Source organism: Streptomyces sp. SAI-135 (assembly GCF_029893805.1).
Taxonomy (GTDB): Bacteria; Actinomycetota; Actinomycetes; order Streptomycetales; family Streptomycetaceae; genus Streptomyces.
Genome location: NZ_JARXYP010000002.1, coordinates 3,804,104 through 3,822,096 on the forward strand (window position 1 = coordinate 3,804,104; position 17,993 = coordinate 3,822,096).

At 69.5% G+C, this 17,993-nt stretch carries 12 protein-coding genes; 6 read left to right on the top strand and 6 right to left on the bottom strand.

Annotated elements, in window-relative coordinates:
• Positions 1-97 precede the first annotated feature (97 nt).
• Positions 98-1,015 carry an ABC transporter permease gene (locus M2163_RS21610; protein WP_280851160.1) on the top strand — a complete coding sequence of 306 codons (918 nt, stop codon included), beginning with the start codon at positions 98-100 and terminating at the stop codon, positions 1,013-1,015.
• Positions 1,008-1,829 (top strand): ABC transporter ATP-binding protein, encoded by an 822-nt coding sequence (locus M2163_RS21615; protein ID WP_280851159.1) that lies wholly within the window; start codon positions 1,008-1,010, stop codon positions 1,827-1,829. Before M2163_RS21610 ends, M2163_RS21615 begins: the two co-directional genes overlap by 8 nt.
• 96 nt (positions 1,830-1,925) lie before the next feature.
• Here M2163_RS21615 and M2163_RS21620 read toward each other — a convergent pair whose 3' ends face one another.
• Positions 1,926-6,878: an NAD-glutamate dehydrogenase gene (locus M2163_RS21620; RefSeq protein ID WP_280851158.1), complete on the bottom strand. Its 4,953-nt coding sequence runs from the start codon at positions 6,876-6,878 to the stop codon at positions 1,926-1,928.
• Positions 6,879-7,393: 515 nt separating this feature from the next.
• Here M2163_RS21620 and M2163_RS21625 point away from each other — a divergent pair.
• Positions 7,394-7,960 carry a DJ-1/PfpI family protein gene (locus tag M2163_RS21625; RefSeq protein WP_280851157.1) on the top strand — a complete coding sequence of 189 codons (567 nt, stop codon included), beginning with the start codon at positions 7,394-7,396 and terminating at the stop codon, positions 7,958-7,960.
• Positions 7,961-8,014: 54 nt separating this feature from the next.
• Here the strand turns inward: M2163_RS21625 and M2163_RS21630 are convergent, their stop codons facing one another.
• Together M2163_RS21630 and M2163_RS21635 are read right to left on the bottom strand one after the other, a co-directional pair.
• Complete coding sequence (locus M2163_RS21630) at positions 8,015-8,680, bottom strand: HAD hydrolase-like protein (RefSeq protein WP_280894767.1); 666 nt, start codon at positions 8,678-8,680, stop codon at positions 8,015-8,017.
• Positions 8,681-8,768: 88 nt separating this feature from the next.
• Positions 8,769-9,284, bottom strand: a complete 516-nt coding sequence (locus M2163_RS21635) for a hypothetical protein (RefSeq protein WP_280894768.1) — start codon at positions 9,282-9,284, stop codon at positions 8,769-8,771.
• Positions 9,285-9,590: 306 nt separating this feature from the next.
• Between M2163_RS21635 and M2163_RS21640 the strand changes: the two genes are divergently transcribed.
• Positions 9,591-10,418 carry an Rv3235 family protein gene (locus M2163_RS21640; RefSeq protein ID WP_280894769.1) on the top strand — a complete coding sequence of 276 codons (828 nt, stop codon included), beginning with the start codon at positions 9,591-9,593 and terminating at the stop codon, positions 10,416-10,418.
• 155 nt (positions 10,419-10,573) lie between these two features.
• Here M2163_RS21640 and secA read toward each other — a convergent pair whose 3' ends face one another.
• On the bottom strand, positions 10,574-13,414 hold the full coding sequence (gene secA, locus M2163_RS21645; protein WP_280894770.1) for a preprotein translocase subunit SecA: 2,841 nt from the start codon (positions 13,412-13,414) through the stop codon (positions 10,574-10,576).
• Between the two features lie 271 nt (positions 13,415-13,685).
• Here secA and M2163_RS21650 point away from each other — a divergent pair, with 271 nt between their 5' ends.
• Together M2163_RS21650 and M2163_RS21655 are read left to right on the top strand one after the other, a co-directional pair.
• Entirely contained in the window at positions 13,686-14,270 is a 585-nt protein-coding gene (locus M2163_RS21650; RefSeq protein WP_280851152.1) for a GNAT family N-acetyltransferase, read from the top strand.
• A gap of 50 nt (positions 14,271-14,320) precedes the next feature.
• Positions 14,321-15,496, top strand: a complete 1,176-nt coding sequence (locus M2163_RS21655; RefSeq protein ID WP_280894771.1) for a crosslink repair DNA glycosylase YcaQ family protein — start codon at positions 14,321-14,323, stop codon at positions 15,494-15,496.
• On the opposite strand, the gene M2163_RS21660 is transcribed toward M2163_RS21655, so the two are convergent.
• Positions 15,482-16,228 carry a response regulator transcription factor gene (locus M2163_RS21660; protein WP_280894772.1) on the bottom strand — a complete coding sequence of 249 codons (747 nt, stop codon included), beginning with the start codon at positions 16,226-16,228 and terminating at the stop codon, positions 15,482-15,484. The two genes, M2163_RS21655 and M2163_RS21660, sit on opposite strands and share 15 nt — an antisense overlap.
• A 202-nt stretch (positions 16,229-16,430) precedes the next feature.
• Positions 16,431-17,123, bottom strand: a complete 693-nt coding sequence (raiA, locus tag M2163_RS21665) for a ribosome-associated translation inhibitor RaiA (protein ID WP_280851149.1) — start codon at positions 17,121-17,123, stop codon at positions 16,431-16,433.
• Positions 17,124-17,993: the final 870 nt, after the last annotated feature.

Sequence of the window (17,993 nt, forward strand, 5' to 3'; positions counted from 1 at the left end):
CGTAAGAAAACGTGAAGAGTCCCGTAAGGAAACGCCGGATGACGGGCGCCGCGGCAGCACGTGCCCCACCCCCACCCCCCGAGCGAAAGCAACGGATGTGAGCCAGGTCCTCGACACACCGCCCCCGACAGCGCCCCCGGCCGACGAAGACCTCTCGGCCCTGGCCGCCCGGCACGGCCTCGCGGTCAGCGGCGCCCGCCCCTCCCTGCCCGACTACGTCCGTCAGCTGTGGGCACGGCGTCACTTCATCACCGCGTTCTCGACCGCCAAGCTCACCGCGCAGTACAGCCAGGCGAAGCTCGGCCAGGTCTGGCAGGTGATGACCCCGCTGCTGAACGCGGCGGTCTACTACTTCATCTTCGGCGTGCTGCTGGGCACCAAGAGGAACGTGCCGGACTACGTGCCGTTCCTGGTCACGGGCGTGTTCATCTGGACGTTCACCCAAAGCTCGATCATGGCGGGCACCCGCGCGATCTCCGGCAACCTCGGCCTCGTGCGCGCCCTGCACTTCCCGCGGGCCGCGCTGCCGATCTCGTTCGCGCTCCAGCAGTTGCAGCAGCTGCTGTTCTCGATGGCCGCGCTGGTGGTGATCCTGCTCTGCTTCGGTGTCCCGGTCGCCGCGTCCTGGCTGCTGGCGGTCCCGGCGCTGGTACTGCAGTCCACGTTCAACGCGGGCGTCTCCATGATCGTGGCGCGGATGGGCGCCAAGACGCCGGACATCGCGCAGCTGATGCCGTTCGTCCTGCGCACCTGGATGTACGTCTCCGGCGTGATGTGGAGCATCGACAAGCTGGCCAAGGGGCACCACGACTGGCCGTCCTGGGTGGTCCCGGTCCTCCAGGCCAACCCGGCCGCCATCTACATCGACCTGATGCGCTACGCCCTGATCGACAGCTTCCACGCGAGCCAGTTGCCGCACCACGTGTGGGCGATCGCGGTGGGCTGGGCGCTGCTCGCCGGCGTCGGCGGCTTCATCTACTTCTGGAAGGCTGAGGAGACGTACGGCCGTGGCTGACATCGAGAACGACAAGATCCCCACCGTCGTCGTCGACGGCGTCGACATCGTCTACCGCGTCAACGGCACCGGGGCGGGCAAGGGCTCCGCCACCGCCGCGCTCAACCGCATGCTGCGCCGGAGCCAGGCCGAGAAGGCGGCGGGCGTGCGCAAGGTGCATGCCGTCAAGAACGTGTCGTTCGTCGCCTACAAGGGCGAGGCGATCGGCCTGATCGGCACCAACGGCTCCGGCAAGTCGACCCTGCTCAAGGCGGTCGCGGGCCTGCTCCCGGTGGAGAACGGCCGTATCTACACCGACGGCCAGCCCTCCCTCCTCGGCGTCAACGCGGCCCTGATGAACGACCTCACCGGCGAGCGCAACGTCCACCTCGGCGGGCTCGCCATGGGCATGTCCCGGGAGCAGGTCAGGGACCGCTACCAGGAGATCGTCGACTTCTCCGGCATCAACGAGAAGGGCGACTTCATCACTCTCCCGATGCGGACGTACTCCTCCGGCATGGCGGCCCGGCTGCGCTTCTCCATCGCCGCCGCCAAGGACCACGACGTCCTCCTCATCGACGAGGCCCTCGCCACCGGCGACCGCTCCTTCCAGAAGCGCTCCGAGCAACGCATCCGCGAACTGCGCAAGCACGCGGGCACGGTGTTCCTGGTGAGCCACAGCAACAAGTCGATCCGTGACACCTGCGACCGGGTGCTGTGGCTGGAGCGCGGCGAACTGCGCATGGACGGCCCCACCGACGAGGTCCTGGCGGCCTACGAGGACTTCACCGGCGGCCCGGACAAGGCGAAGCCGAAGCCGAAGGTCGCGGCCTGAGTACCCGTACGGCCTGAGTACCCGTAAGGACAGCCGCCCGGATGACCGAGGGCGCCCCGAGCCGCATGGCCCGGGGCGCCCTCGTCGTCGTACCGCTTACGAGTGCTGCCGCAGCAGCGTCCTCATCGTGCGCATCGCCACCGACAGGTTGGCCAGGTCGAACGCGTCCGAGCTCCGGATCTCCTCCAGGGTGGTGCGCGCCCGGCTCAGGATCGGCGCGTTCTTCTCCTCCCAGGCCTTGAAGCGCTGCTCGGGCGTGGACGTGCCGTTGCCCACCGCCAGTACGTCGGCGGTCAGCGCCGAGTGGGCCGCGTAGAGGTCCTCGCGGATGGAGGCGCGGGCCATGGACTGCCAGCGGTCGGCGCGGGGCAGCTCGATGATGCGGTCCATGAGCTGGGTGATGTGCAGACGGTCGGCGAGGTCGTAGTACACCTCGGCGACGTCCATCGGGTCCTTGCCCATGCGGTCGGCCACCGAGACGATGTCCAGCGTCGGGAAGGCCGAGGAGAACCCGGCCACGCGCGTGGCGAGTTCGTCCGGGACACCGGCGCCGCTCAGCTCGTCGTAGATCTTCTGGTACCACTCCAGGTCGGCGCCCCGCAGCAGCTTCGGCAGCTGCGACCACACCTGTTCGACGCGATCGCCGAAGAACTCGACGGTCTCGGCGAGCTGGAGCGGCTGCGGCCGGTTGTTGAGCAGCCAGCGCGTGCCGCGCTCGACGAGGCGCCGCGAGTGCAGGCGGATACGGGTCAGTACGGCGGCCTCGACCTTGTTGTCGAGTGCCTCGACCCCGTCCCACACCACGCCGGAGCGGAAGATCGCGCGGGCCGCGGTCTGCGCCCGGACGATCTCCTCCAGCGACGCGCCGGTCTCCTCGCGCAGCCGGTGCAGATAGGTCGTACCGCCCGTGTTGACGGTGTCATTGACCAGGACGGTCGTGGTGATCTCGCGGTGCAGCGGGTGGTTGTCGATGTGCTCGGGGAACTTCTCGCGCAGCGCGGCCGGGAAGTACGTGTGCAGCAGGCCGTGCAGGTAGGGGTCGTCGGGGAGCGAGGTGTGCAGCAGCTCCTCGGCGACCGTGATCTTCGTGTACGCCAGCAGAACTGCCGTCTCCGGGCTGGTGAGGCCCTGCGCGGCACCGAGCCGTTCGCGGATCTGACGGTCGGTGGGCAGGAACTCCAGGGCCCGGTCGAGGTGGCCCTCGCGCACCAGGTGGCGCATGAAGCGCTGCTGGGCGTGGAGCATGTCCTTGGACTGGGCGAGCGCGTTGGCGATGGCGGTGTTCTGCGCGTAGTTGTTGCGCAGGACCAGGCGGCCGACCTCGTCGGTCATCTCGGCGAGCAGCTTGTTGCGCTGCTTGACGGTCATGTCGCCCTCGGCCACCAGGCCGTTGAGCAGGATCTTGATGTTCACCTCGTGGTCGGAGGTGTCCACGCCCGCGCTGTTGTCGATGGCGTCGGTGTTGATCTTGCCGCCGTGCAGCGCGAACTCGATCCGGCCGAGCTGGGTCAGGCCCAGGTTGCCGCCCTCGCCGACGACCCGCACGCGCAGGTCGGCGCCGTCGACGCGGATCGGGTCGTTGGCCTTGTCGCCGACGTCCGCGTGGGTCTCGGTGGAGGCCTTGACGTAGGTGCCGATGCCGCCGTTCCACAGCAGGTCCACCGGCGCCTTGAGGATCGCCCTCATCAGGTCGGCCGGGGTCATCTTGGTGACCTTGTCCTCGATGCCGAGGGCCTCGCGGATGTGGGCGTTGACGGGGATGGACTTGGCGGTACGGGGGAAGACGCCCCCGCCCGCGGAGATCAGCTCGGTGTCGTAGTCGGCCCAGCTGGAGCGCGGGAGGTCGAAGATGCGGCGGCGCTCGGCGTAGGAGGTGGCCGCGTCGGGCTTGGGGTCGATGAAGATGTGCCGGTGGTCGAAGGCGGCGACCAGGCGGATGTGCTCGCTGAGCAGCATGCCGTTGCCGAACACGTCTCCGGACATGTCGCCGATGCCGACGACGGTGAAGTCCTCGGACTGGGTGTCGAGGTCCAGTTCGCGGAAGTGCCGCTTGACGGACTCCCAGGCGCCGCGGGCGGTGATGCCCATGCCCTTGTGGTCGTAGCCGGCCGAGCCGCCGGAGGCGAAGGCGTCGCCGAGCCAGAAGTTGTACTGCTCGGCGACCCCGTTGGCGATGTCCGAGAAGGTCGCGGTGCCCTTGTCGGCGGCGACGACCAGATAGGTGTCGTCCTCGTCGTGGCGGACGACGTCCGCCGGGGGCACGACCTCGCCGGCCACCATGTTGTCGGTGATGTCGAGCAGCGCCGAGATGAAGGTCTTGTAGCTGGCGATGCCCTCGGCCATCCACGCGTCCCGGTCGACGGACGGGTCGGGCAGTTGCTTGGCGACGAAGCCGCCCTTGGCGCCGACCGGCACGATGACGGTGTTCTTCACCATCTGCGCCTTGACCAGGCCGAGGATCTCGGTGCGGAAGTCCTCGCGCCGGTCGGACCAGCGCAGACCGCCGCGGGCGACCTTGCCGAAGCGCAGGTGCACGCCCTCGACGCGCGGTGAGTAGACCCAGATCTCGAACGCCGGGCGCGGGGCAGGGAGGTCGGGGATGGCCTGCGGGTCGAACTTCATGGAGACGTAGTCGTGCGGCCTGCCGCCCGCGGCCTCCTGGAAGAAGTTGGTGCGCAGGGTCGCCTTGATGACGGTCAGGAAGGAGCGCAGGATCCTGTCCTCGTCCAGCGAGGCCACCTGGTCGAGCGCGGCGTCGAGCTCCTCCAGGAGGGCGTCCACGAGTTCGTGGCCGGCGCGCTGGCGGTCCGGCGACATGCGCGCCTCGAACAGGGAGACGAGCAGCCGGGTGGTGTGGACGTTGTGGCGGAGGGTGTCCTCCATGTAGTCCTGGCTGAACGTCGAGCCCGCCTGGCGCAGGTACTTGGCGTACGCCCGCAGCACCATCGCCTGACGCCAGTTCAGGCCGGCGCTCAGCACCAGGGCGTTGAAGCCGTCGTTCTCCGCCTTGCCGGTCCAGGTGGCGGCGAAGGCCTCCTGGAAGCGCTCGCGGCCGTCGTCGCCGAGGTAGTCGCCGGAGCCGTTCTGCGACCTGGGCATGCGCAGGCCGAAGTCGTAGATCCAGGCGATGCTGCGGTCGGAGCAGCGCAGTTCGTAGGGCCGCTCGTCCATGACCTCGACGCCGAGCCGGTTGAGGACCGGCAGGACGGCGGACAGGGAGATGGCCTCGCCCTTGCGGTAGATCTTGAAGCGGCGCTCCTCGGGGGCGGCGCCCACCGGCTCGTACAGGCTGAGCGCGAAGTCGTTCTCCTCGCCGAGCCGCTCCAGACGGACCAGGTCGGCGACCGCGGAGCGCGGGGGGTGGTCGGCCTTGTATCCCTCGGGGAAGGCGCTGCCGTAGCGGCGCGACAGCTCGGCGGCGCGCTCTTCGCCCAGCTCGGCGTTGAGCGCCTCGGCGAAGCCGTCGGCCCAGGAGCGGGCGGCCTCGACCAGGCGGGCCTCGATGCGCTCCTTGTCGCTGTCGCTGAGCTGCGGCAGCTCGGTGCCCTGCGGGACGCGGACCACGAAGTGCAGCCGGGACAGGATCGACTCGGTGTTCCAGGCGGTGAAGTCGACGCTGATGCCGCCCAGTTCCTCCTTCAGGATGTCGATGATCCGGAGGCGGACGCCGGTGGTGTAGCGGTCGCGGGGCAGGTAGACGAGGGCCGAGTAGTAGCGGCCGTACTCGTCCTGGCGCAGGTAGAGGCGCAGCCGCCGCCGCTCCTGGAGGTACAGGACGGAGGTGGCGATGGACTCCAGCTCGTCGGCCGGGGTCTGGAAGAGCTCGTCGCGCGGGTAGGTCTCCAGGATCTGGAGCAGGTCGCGGCCGTCGTGGCTGTTGGGCGAGAAACCGGCCCTTTCGAGCACCTCTTCCACCTTGCGCCGAATGACCGGAACGCGGCGCACCGACTCGGTGTAGGCGGCGGAGGAGAACAGTCCGAGGAATCGCCGCTCGCCGACGACATTGCCGTCCGCGTCGAACTTCTTGACGCCGATGTAGTCGAGGTACGACGGCCTGTGCACGGTGGCCCGGCTGTTGGCCTTGGTCAGCACCAGCAGCTTGTGCTCACGTGCCTTGGCGCGCGCGTCGGCGGGCAGCCGCTCGAAGGACGGGCTGACCGGATGCCCCTCCTCGCCGGCGTGGTGCGGGTCGGAGCGCAGGATGCCGAGGCCGGTGCCGGGGACGGCGGCGAGGGAGTCGTCCTCCCGGAGCTGGTACTCCCGGTAGCCGAGGAAGGTGAAGTGGTCGGCGGCCAGCCAGCGCAGCAGCTCGCGGGCCTCCTCGATCTCCATGTCGCGCAGATCGGTGGCGATCGGCTCGGCGGGCAGTTCGTCGGCCATCCGCAGGGCCGCGTCCCGCATCTTCTCCCAGTCCTCGACGGCCTCCCGGACGTCGGACAGGACGCGCAGCAGATCGGCGGTGATCTGCTTGAGGTCGGCGCGGTCGGTCTCGCGGTCGATCTCGACGTGGATCCAGGACTCGGTGTGCGCGTCGTGCGGGAGGTCGGCGGCGGAGGGCGGGGCGGTGAGGACCTCGATCAGCTTGCCGGTGAGGTCCCGGCGGACGACGACCTGGGGGTGGATGACGACATGGATGCCGCGCCCCTGCCGGGTCAGCTCGTTGGTGACGGAGTCGACGAGGAAGGGCATGTCGTCGGTGACGACCTCGACGACCGAGTGGGTGCAGGTCCAGCCGTTCTCCTCCACCGTGGGCGTGTGCACGCGCACGTTGGCCGTGCCCTGCGGGCGGGTCTCGCCCAGCCGGTAGTGGGAGAGAGCGGCTCCGTAGATGTCGACCGGGTCGCGGTCGGTGAGGTCCTCGGGGGCCGTGTGCAGGTAGTAGCGCTGGAGGAACGCGAGCACGGTCTCGCTGTCCGGGGTGTCCGGGGTGCGGGGGGTCTCGTCGTCCGTCGTCCCAGTCGGTAGGTGCCCCCCGGCCGGGCTGTTCTCAGCTACCCGTGCGGCCCTCTCGAGCAGCTCGGCCTTGGCTTCGTCCAGCTTGGTCTGCATTGTCCTCTGACTCCTGTCGCGCGCCGTTGCGTGACGTAGAAGGAAGTACGGTCTCTTCCCCTGCGGCTCGACGCCACGGCCCGGGGTCTCCGGTCTGCTCCGACGCTATGCCGCAAGGTGAGATGAGCGGGGGTATATCAGCCATTCTCGACACGCCCGCCAGGTGTGACGCTGCTCTCTGCCGCGCCGCTGACGAGGGTGTACTCGGCGTCATGAGGGCCCCAACGGCCCCGTCCCGCCCGCGAGGACCAGCGGCCGCCGCCCGGCCACGGAGGTGTTCCGTGCGCACCGGGCGCGGGGCGGGGGCCACAGCGCCCCCGCGAACTATCGCGCTGATCACGCCACCAAGGCTATCGCTCCTTACAGGGGGCCCGTCATGAGCCGTATGTGTACAAAACCGGGGACCGAACTTTGACACTCTGCACAGTGCCCACGTCGCATCCAGGCCATGACCTTCTTCCCTCCCCTTCGCACACCCTCTTGGCAAGCACGCCCCGCAGGTGCACTTTGCCGACATGACCGCAAAAATCCTCATCGTCACCGGTGACGCAGCAGAGTCACTGGAGGTCCTGTACCCCTACCAGCGCCTCCGTGAGGAGGGCTACGACGTCCATGTCGCGGCCCCCACCCGCAAGCAGCTCCGTTTCGTCGTCCACGACTTCGAACCCGGCTTCGACACCTACACCGAGAAACCCGGCTACACCTGGCCCGCCGACCTGGCCTTCGCCGAGGTCGACGCCGGCCAGTACGCCGCTCTCGTCATCCCCGGCGGCCGCGCCCCCGAGTACCTGCGCAACGACCCCGAGCTCCGCAAGATCCTCAAGTCCTTCTTCGACGCGGACAAGCCGGTCGCCCAGATCTGCCACGGTCCGCTGCTCACCGCCGCGATCGACAGCCTCCGTGGCCGCCGCGTCACGGCCTATCCGGCCCTGGAACCCGACATGCAGTCCGCGGGAGCGGCCTTCCAGGACGCCGAGGTGGTCGTCGACGGCACCCTGGTCTCCGCCCGTGCCTGGCCCGACCACTCGGCCTGGATGCGGGAGTTCCTGGCGGTGCTCAGGGCGAAGGCACCGGTGACCTGACCGACGGGTGCGCGCCTGCCACCCGTTCCGTGGTCGCGGAGCTGACGCGAACCGTCACGCCGCTATTCGCTCGGCCTCCGCGACCGCCTCCGCCAGGGTGTCCACCACGGGCACGCCCGCCCCCTCGAGGCTGGCCCGGCTGTGCGACCCCCCGGTGTACAGCACGGCCCGTGCTCCCACCCGCATCGCGGCCACCGCGTCGTCCGCGGCGTCCCCGATCACCACGGTCCGGGCGGGCTCCACTCCCACCAGGGCGGCGAGATGCCGCTCCATGTGTTCCGCCTTGCTTCCCCCGGACGGTCCCGTCCGCCCGTCCACCCGCAGGAAGTGCGCCTCGATCCCGAACCCGCGCACCAGTGGCACCAGTTCGTCATGCACGTACATGCTGAGGATGGACTGGCTGCGCCCTGCCGAGCGCCACCCCGTGAGCAGCTCCTCCGCGCCCTGGGTGAGCCCGCACCCCACGCGGTGCTCGGTGTAGTACCGGTGGAAGGTCTCGTCCATGAGCTCCCACTCGGCGTCGGTGGGCAGCCGGCCGAGCAGCCGCTCGTAGAACTTCGGCACCGGCACGCAGTACAGCGCCCGGTACTGCTCCATCGTGATCGGCGCGAGCCCCAGCTCGCCGAACGCGGCGTTCGTCGCCCCGATGATCGCGTCGTTGTCGTGGAACAGCGTGCCGTTCCAGTCCCAGACGATGTGCGCCCCTGTCAGCTTCCCCATGCCAAAAACGTACCCGCCCCCACTGACAATCAAGAGAGCAGCAGGTCAAGGCGGGTAAAGCCGTCGTACGGCGGGGCCAGGAACGGCCTCAGCCGCCCAGTCCCACCAGGTTCGGGATCTCCTGCGTCGCGTACCACAGCAGTTCGTGGTCCTCGGCCCCGTCCACGACGAACTGCGCGTCGTCGTCCCCGGCGTCCGCCGCCTCCAGCGCTTCCACGGCGGCGGTGACGTCCTCCACCGCGTCGTCCGAGTCGACGTGCACCGCGGCCGCCTTGGCCAGCCTCACCGGGCCGGCGACCCGCACCTCACCGAGTGCCGCGGGATCCAGCGCCCGGTCGGGATCGGAGACCGCGGCGCCGTCGGCCACGTCGACGGCCACCACGACCCGGCGCCGCACGGCCCCGGTCTCGGCGGCGAGCAGCCGCAGCGAGGCCAGCGCGGCTCGGTTCAGCGCCGCGTACTCCAACTCCTCGATGTCGTCGGAGAGGTACCACTCGCGCAGGCCGGGCGTGACGGCGTAGGCGAGGAGCGGTCCGGCCCCCAGCTCACCCGTCTTGTACGCCTCGGCGAGACCGGAGAGGGTCAGGGGGACGTAGACGCGCATGGCTGGCCGCTTTCATGGTCGGAGGACATCGTCGCAGGGGCTCCGCGAAGGCCTTCAGGATACGTGCGGGCGTCCCCTTTCGAGTCCCTGCCCGGACCTCGGCGGGCGTCCACCCCGGGCCCGGAATTCACCCCCACCACCCCGGGATTCACGGGCTTTTGCCGCCTCCGATCACCCTGATAGGTGAACATTTCGGCCGCACGACCCGGCCCGCCGCTCGCTTGCCGCCGGGGTCCGCGGCCCCGTACAAGATCCCCAACCGAAGTTACTGCCCGGTACTTCCCGGGCCCGCCGAACGGGGATCCCATGAACAAGGTCATGACCAGGACCCAGCACCACCCCGGCACCCGCCCGCCGGCCCGCCGCGACTCCCGCCGCCCGGGCGGCACGCCACCCCGCACACCCGGTGGCAGCACGCCGCGCACGGCCCCGGGCGACGGCCGCCCACCGGGCTCCCCCGGCAGCGGCCCCCGCATCCGCACGGGCCCCGCCGACAGCCGCCCGCAGAACATCCCGAGCCCGAACGGGACGCCCCCGGGAGCGCGGCGGCACGGCGACACGGCCCGATCCACGGCCGGCTCCATCGCCGGTCCCACGGCCGGCTCCATGGCAGGCCCCACGGCCGGATCCACCGCCGGTCCCACGGCCACGACAGACCGTCCGGCCACCGGCACGGCCGCCCACCCGCACAGCAGCACCGCAACCCGCCTCACGACCGCCCGACCGCACTCCGCCCCCGCAGCCGCCCCCCAGCACACCGTCCCGGCCCAGACCCCGCGGCGCCCCACGGTCCCCCAGCCCCGCCCCACCGACCTCTTCGCCGACCTCCTCCTCGCCGTCCTGAGCGGTCAGCGCCCCGTCCACTCGATGCTCCGGCACACCGCGGGCCGCGCCTACGACGAGTTGGCCCGGCTCGCCGAGCGGGGCCCGCTGCGCACCCGCGGCACCCGCCCGGTCGTCCGGGACATCGGCTACTACGTCCCCCGTGAGGGCGCCGTGGAGGCCTTCGCCCGCATCGGCGCGGGCGACCAGCTGCGCGCCATGGCCTTCCGCCTGGAGCAGGGCCAGGACCTCCGCTGGCGCTGCACGGCGGTCGAACTGGGCGGCCCCCGGGCTCCCCGCTCCGACGACTGAAGGGTCCGGACACGGCCGAGGAGCCCGGAGAGGCCGACGGGTGACTACCACGGCGAAGGGCCGGCCACCCCGAGGTGACCGGCCCTTCTCACGCCCCGGCGCCACCGGCACCGTCACGTCGTCGATCCGCTACGGCGTCCAGCGCGCCGAAGGCACTACTTCTTGCGTCGGCCCCGCGCGCGGGACTGCTTGCGGCGCTCCGCGCGCGTGAGGCCGTCCGCCTCGGAGCGCACGGGCTCGTCGTCGTCGGCGAACTCGCCCTCGATGACGCCGCCCTCGCCGTCCACGGTCGGAGCGGAGAAGTGCAGGTCCCTGCGCTGCGGGGCGTCGAGGCCCTTCGCGCGGATCTCGGGACGCGCGCCGGCCTGCGCCGGAACGGAGTCCTGCTTGGCGAGGGACGGCTTCTCGTCCTCGACCGGGACCTCCTCGACCTGCTGCTCGACCTGGACCTCCAGGTTGAACAGGTAGCCGACGGACTCCTCCTTGATGCCCTCCATCATGGCGGTGAACATGTCGAAGCCCTCGCGCTGGTACTCGACCAGCGGGTCCTTCTGGGCCATCGCGCGCAGGCCGATGCCCTCCTGGAGGTAGTCCATCTCGTAGAGGTGCTCGCGCCACTTGCGGTCCAGGACCGACAGCACGACCCGGCGCTCCAGCTCACGCATGATCTCGGAGCCGAGCTGCGCCTCGCGCGCCTCGTACTGCTCGTGGATGTCGTCCTTGATGGACTCGGAGATGTACTCGGCGGTCAGACCCGCGCGGTCACCCGCCGCGTCCTCCAGCTCCTCGACGGTGATCTTGACCGGGTAGAGCTGCTTGAACGCGCCCCACAGCCGGTCGAGGTCCCAGTCCTCCGCGAAGCCCTCGGCGGTCTCCGCCGCGACGTACGCGTCGATCGTGTCGTCCATGAAGTGGAAGATCTGCTCCTGGAGGTCCTCGCCCTCCAGGACGCGGCGGCGCTCGCCGTAGATGACCTCGCGCTGACGGTTGAGGACCTCGTCGTACTTCAGGACGTTCTTACGGGTCTCGAAGTTCTGCTGCTCGACCTGCGACTGCGCGGACGCGATCGCGCGCGTGACCATCTTGTTCTCGATCGGGACGTCGTCCGGGACGTTCGCCATCGACATCACGCGCTCGACCATCTGGGCCTTGAACAGCCGCATCAGGTCGTCGCCGAGGGAGAGGTAGAAGCGGGACTCACCGGGGTCGCCCTGACGGCCGGAACGGCCGCGCAGCTGGTTGTCGATACGGCGCGACTCGTGCCGCTCGGTGCCGAGGACATAGAGGCCGCCGAGCTCCTTGACCTCTTCGAACTCCGCCTTGACCGCCCGCTCGGCCTTCTCCAGGGCGGCCGGCAGAGCGGCGGCCCATTCCTCGATGTGCTCCTCGGGGTCGAGGCCGCGCTGGCGCAGCTCCGCCTCGGCGAGGTCCTCGGGGTTGCCGCCGAGCTTGATGTCGGTACCGCGGCCGGCCATGTTCGTGGCGACGGTGACGGCACCCTTGCGGCCGGCCTGGGCGACGATGATCGCCTCCCGGTCGTGCTGCTTGGCGTTCAGCACCTCGTGCTGGACGCCGCGCTTGCTCAGCTGCTGCGAGAGGTACTCGGACTTCTCGACCGACGTCGTGCCGACGAGGATCGGCTGGCCCTTCTCGTGCTTCTCGACGATGTCGTCGACGACCGCCTCGAACTTGGCGACCTCGGTGCGGTAGATCAGGTCCGACTGGTCCTTGCGGATCATCGGCTTGTTCGTCGGGATCGGCACCACGCCGAGCTTGTAGATCTGGTGGAACTCGGCGGCCTCGGTCATGGCCGTACCGGTCATGCCGCACAGACCGGGCTGTTCCTTGCCGTCGTGGTCGTGGCGCTTGTAGAGGCGGAAGAAGTTCTGCAGGGTGATCGTGGCGAGGGTCTGGTTCTCGTCCTTGATGTCCACCCCTTCCTTCGCCTCGATCGCCTGGTGCATGCCCTCGTTGTAGCGGCGGCCGGCGAGGATACGGCCGGTGTGCTCGTCGACGATCATGACTTCGCCGTCCATGACGACGTAGTCCTTGTCCTTCTTGAAGAGCTCCTTCGCCTTGATGGCGTTGTTCAGGTAGCCCACCAGAGGGGTGTTCACCGACTCGTAGAGGTTGTCGATGCCCAGCCAGTCCTCGACCTTGCTGACACCGGACTCGTGGATGGCGACCGTGCGCTTCTTCTCGTCGACCTCGTAGTCGCCGGTCTCCTCGATGCCCTTGAGCGGGTTGCCGGCCTCACCCTTCTTCAGGCGGGTGACCAGCTTGGCGAAGTCGCCGTACCACTTGGTGGCCTGGTCGGCCGGGCCGGAGATGATCAGCGGCGTACGGGCCTCGTCGACCAGGATGGAGTCGACCTCGTCGACGATGGCGAAGTTGTGGCCGCGCTGGACGAGTTCGTCCTTGGACCACGCCATGTTGTCGCGCAGGTAGTCGAAGCCGAACTCATTGTTCGTGCCGTAGGTGATGTCGCAGTTGTACTGCTCGCGGCGCTGGGCCGGCGTCATGTTGGCGAGGATGCAGCCGACGCTGAGACCGAGGAACTTGTGGACGCGGCCCATCATCTCGGAGTCACGCTCGGCCAGGTAGTCGTTGACCGTGATGAGGTGCACGCCCTTGCCGGACAGCGCGTTCAGGTACGCGGGCAGGGTGCCGACGAGCGTCTTGCCCTCACCGGTCTTCATCTCGGCCACGTAGCCGAGGTGGAGCGCGGCACCACCCATGATCTGCACGTCGTAGTGGCGCTGGCCCAGCGCGCGCTTGGCGGCCTCGCGCACGGTGGCGAACGCCTCGGGGAGCAGGTCGTCCAGGCTCTCACCGTCGGCGTACCGCTGCTTGTACTCCTCGGTGAGGGCCCGCAGCTCGGCGTCGGAGAGGTCGATGAAGTCCTCTTCGATGGAGTTGACCTGGTCCGCGATGCGGTGCAGCTTGCGCAGGATCTTGCCTTCGCCTGCACGCATGATCTTCGAGAGGACGGACACGGGGGTTGGTCTCCTTGCCGGTCGGGCCTGGGACGGTCGGTTTCCATTTGACTTACTGAGCAACGGCCATCGTATGCGAGGACCCCGCCGCGTCGGGAGGCCTGCCGGGTACGCCGACTGTCAGCTCTTCCAAATCTGCTTCGAAGGGGACAACGGACGGGGAACGCCGATGGTGCCGCGCCCCGCTCACGATTTGCGCGAATTGTGATCACCCGCTCACTCACAGCGAAAACGATGGCGTCCTCACCGAACAACTGAGCAGAATCGGCCGATGGAACCCGTCACGCTGACCACGGACCGTCTCCTGCTGCGCCCGCCGGCCCCGCGGGACACGGAGACCGTCCTCGCGGCCGTGCAGGACCCCGACATCCTGCGCTGGACCACGATCCCCTCGCCCTATCTGGTGGAGCACGCCCAGAGCTTCACGGAGCAACTGGCCCCGGCGGGCTGGGCGAACGGCACGATGTTCACCTGGGGCCTCTTCCTCCCCGGACACCGACCCGAAGGGGAAGAGCTGGTGGGCATGCTGGGCCTGACCATGCGTGCGCCGGGCACGGCCGAGATCGGCTACTGGGCCACCAGGACACACCGCGGCAACGGCTATGTCACCGAGGCCGTGCTCACCGTCTCCCGCTGGGCCTTCACCGAGCTGTCGGTCGACCGCGTGGAATGGCGCGCGGAAGTGGGCAACCAGCCCTCCCGCGCGGTGGCGGAGCGCGCCGGTTTCGTCATCGAGGGCGTCCTGCGCTCCGGCATCGCCCACCAGGGCGTGCGCCGGGACTGCTGGGTGGGTGCGCTGCTGCCCTCGGACCTGGGCCTGCCGTCGACGGCGCAGTACCTTCCCGCGCCCCGGTAGATCCGCAGGTCACCTCGCATTGTCAGTGCCGGCCTCTATCGTTCGGACCCATGACGACTCCGCGTCCCACCACCGACCTCTCGGCCGACGAGGCCCGCCGAATCGTGCTGCGCGCCCAGGGGTTCCTGGGCACTCCCGACCGCCGGGGCGGAGTCCGCGGCGTCCTGCGCCACCTCGGCGCGGTCCAGCTCGACACCATCTCGGTCCTCGCCCGCTCCCACGAGCTGATCCCGTACGCCCGTCTCGGCGCGGTGGGCCGCAAGACGGTGGAGGACGCCTACTGGACCGACACGCACGCCTTCGAGTACTGGTCGCACGCGGCGTGCATCCTCCCCATCGAGGAGTGGCCCCACTTCGCCTTCCGCCGCCGCGCCTACCGCAGCCGCCCGCACTGGAACCACCAGCTCCCGGACGGCACCTACGACCAGGTCATCAAGCAGCTCCGCACCGAAGGCCCCCTCACCGCCACGGAGTTGGGCGGTGCGAAGAAGACCAGCGAGTGGTGGGACTGGTCCGGCACCAAGGTCGCCGTCGAGCGCGCCCTGATGTACGGCGAGGTGGTCTGTGTGGAGCGCCGCGGCTGGAAGCGCGTGTACGACCTCGCCGAGCGCGCCGTGCCCGCCGACCTGCTCCACGACGAGCTGGACGACGCCGAGTGCCTGCGCCGCCTGGTCCGGCTGGCCGGGCGGTCGCTGGGCGTCGGCACCCGCGCGGACATCGCCGACTACCACCGCCTCAAGGGCGAACAGGTCGACGCGGTGATCGCCGACTCGGGCCTGGTGCCGGTCACGGTCGAGGGCTGGGGCAAGCCCGCCTGGGCCGATCCCGTGGCCCTGGAGACACCCCCGCGCGGCCGCCACCGCACCACGTTGCTGTCCCCGTTCGACTCCCTGATCTGGGAACGCGCGCGCACGGAGCGGATCTTCGGCTTCACCCACCGCCTGGAGGCGTACGTCCCCAAGCCCAAGCGGATCCACGGCTACTTCGCCATGCCGGTGCTGGCCGGTGGCCGTCTCGTCGGTCGCGTGGACCCGGCCCGGGAGGGAGGCACGCTCGTGGCCAGGCAGGTCACCGTGGACGGCCCCAAGGCGGTTCCGGCGGTGGCCCAGGCCCTCGTCGAGGCGGCGAGCTGGGTGGACTGCACGGACGTACGCGTGGAGCGGGTGGACGCTCCGGAACTCCGCGAGCCCCTCGTGAGGGAGCTGGCGAATCTAGCGGATCTCTAGGATCTTCTCGCGCATCGCGTAGACGACGGCCTCCATCCTGGAGTGCAGCTGCAGCTTCTCCAGGATGTTGCGCACATGGTTCTTCACGGTGTTCTCGGAGATGAACAACTCCTTCGCGATGTCGCGGTTGTTCATCCCGGTGGCGACGAGCTTGAGGACTTCGAGCTCACGGTCCGTCAGTCGCGGGGCCGGCACGAGCCGACGCTCGTCCGTGCGCTGGATCATCGACTTGAACTCGGTGAGCAGTTTCGACGCCATGGACGGGCTGATCTGCGACTGCCCGTCGGCGACGGCGCGAATGGCGGTGGCGACCTCGTCCGTCGAGATCTCCTTGAGGAGATACCCGGTCGCGCCCGCCTTGATCGCGTCGTAGAGGTCGGCTTCCTCATCGCTGATCGTCAGCATGATGATCTTGGCGCTGGGTGCCACTTCCTTGATGGAGGTGCAGGCCTCGATCCCGCCCCGCTTGGGCATCCGCACGTCCATCAGAACGATGTCCGGCAGCAGGTCGGCGGCCTTGTCCACGGCCTCGGCGCCGTCGCCCGCCTCCCCCACGACCTGGATGTCCTCCTCGGCGGCGAGCACGATCTCCAGTCCGCGCCGGAAGAGTGCGTGGTCGTCCACGACGAGGACCCGGATCGGCTCCTTGCGTGAAGAGCCCGTGTCCGCACCCGCGCCGACGACGCCGTCGCCGGCGTCCTCGCCGTGCAGCGGTCCGAAGCTGTCCGCCATCGTTCCTCCCCCTGAAGGCTGTGGCTGGTCCTGTGCCATCGCCAACCCAAGGCAACGACCCACCGGTTGGGCCGGTGGAGCCATGATTTCATGCCCGGACGACAGTGAGGTGACAGAGCGAGTCGCGAAGTGGTCGCACACGGGTGCCCCTGGGGGCGCACACGCGCTCCAGGGGCACCGGCTCAGCTGTCATCCGGGAGGGTCAGCTGCCCGTCGTGTCGCCGGCCGCGGGAGAGTGCGCCCGGGCGACCATCGGGTCCGTGCTCAGGTGGATGACGCCGTAGTCATAGGCGTGCCGCCGGTAGACGACACTCGGTTCCTTGGTCTCGGAGTCGACGAACAGGTAGAAGTCGTGCCCGACCAGCTCCATCTCGTAGAGCGCCTGGTCGAGGGTCATCGGGGAAGCGACGTGGGTCTTCTCGCGGACGATGAGGGGACCTTCACCCTTGATCTCCAGCGAGCCGATCTTCTTGACGGGCACGCCGTCCGAGTCTTCCTCGTGGACGGGGTGGCCGTTGCCGTTGAGCGTCGCCGCGTCCGGCACGTGGTCGGGGACCTCAGCCGCCGTGAGCCTCCGTGCGCCCCTGCGCGTGTGGCGCTTGTCGTGCTCCTTGCGAAGCCGGGCGTCCAGCTTCTCCGCCGCCAGGTCGAGTGCCGCGTACGGGTCGCTGGCTGCCGCTTCCGCCCGGATCACCGGACCGCGGGAGCGGAGCGTGATCTCCACTCGGTCGCAGCGGTCGGCCTGTCGGGGGTTCGGCTCCTTGGACACCTCGACGTCGAGGCTGATCACCTTGCCATCGAGCTTCTGGATCTTCTCCAGCTTCAGCTTCTCGGCCACGTGCTTGCGGAACCGCTCGGGCACCTCGGTCTTGCGGCCCTTGACGACGATGTCCACGCAGAACTCCGTTCCCGGATCGCTCCGCCTCGATGCGGAGCATCTCCCTTTTGCACCAGGCTCCGGTGAGCCCCGGAACCTACGGACTCGGTGACGTCCACCTCCTCCTCCCCCGCGGGCAAGATCTCCATTCCACCGTCGCGGGTGATGGTGGAAATCCCGCGGGCACGGCATTCGGATTTGCGAGGTGTGGCCTGCGCCTTTCTCTCACAACCGAACATATCTCGCCTGGACGGATGTCGTCACCCTCTACCGCGGCGTACCTCCGTTCAGGTGAATTGACCCTCTCGTAACCTGCAACGATGCAACTACACAGTCAGTTCCGGTTTATTTCGAAAGAATCCGGCGGGGCCGCGACCACAGCCGCGCAGACGACGTCTCGGACGCCACCGGCGCCCGACGTTGTCATCGAGCGGCGCTTCCGCCCCGCGTCCTCCTCCGTCACTGCGATCATCCGTTCCCCCATGCCTTCCCGGCTTGCAGCGGTGTACACGAGGGCCGGCGGTTGATCGCCGGATCCGGCCACCGGTGGTCCACCACGACGCCCGCTTGCGTCCTGCCGTAGTTCGCCATGACGTCCGTCCAACTCCCGCCGCCCCCGGGCGTGTTCTCCCGCTTCGCCCGGCCGCCGACGCTCCTGCCGTGCACCGCCCCTCAGCGGGGCACGACCGCTGCGGTCTCCTCCCTCTTGCCGATCATCACGGCCCCGGACGGCCGGATGTTCAGCGCGGCAACCGATGTCCCCCCGAGCGCTCACCGCCTGCTCCTCCCCAGCCCTGCCACGCCGGTCCTCCCCAAGGCCCCCCACCTCACGGTCCTCCCGCCACCTCACCTCCCGGTCCTGCCCGCTCCCTGCCTCCCACCTCTCCC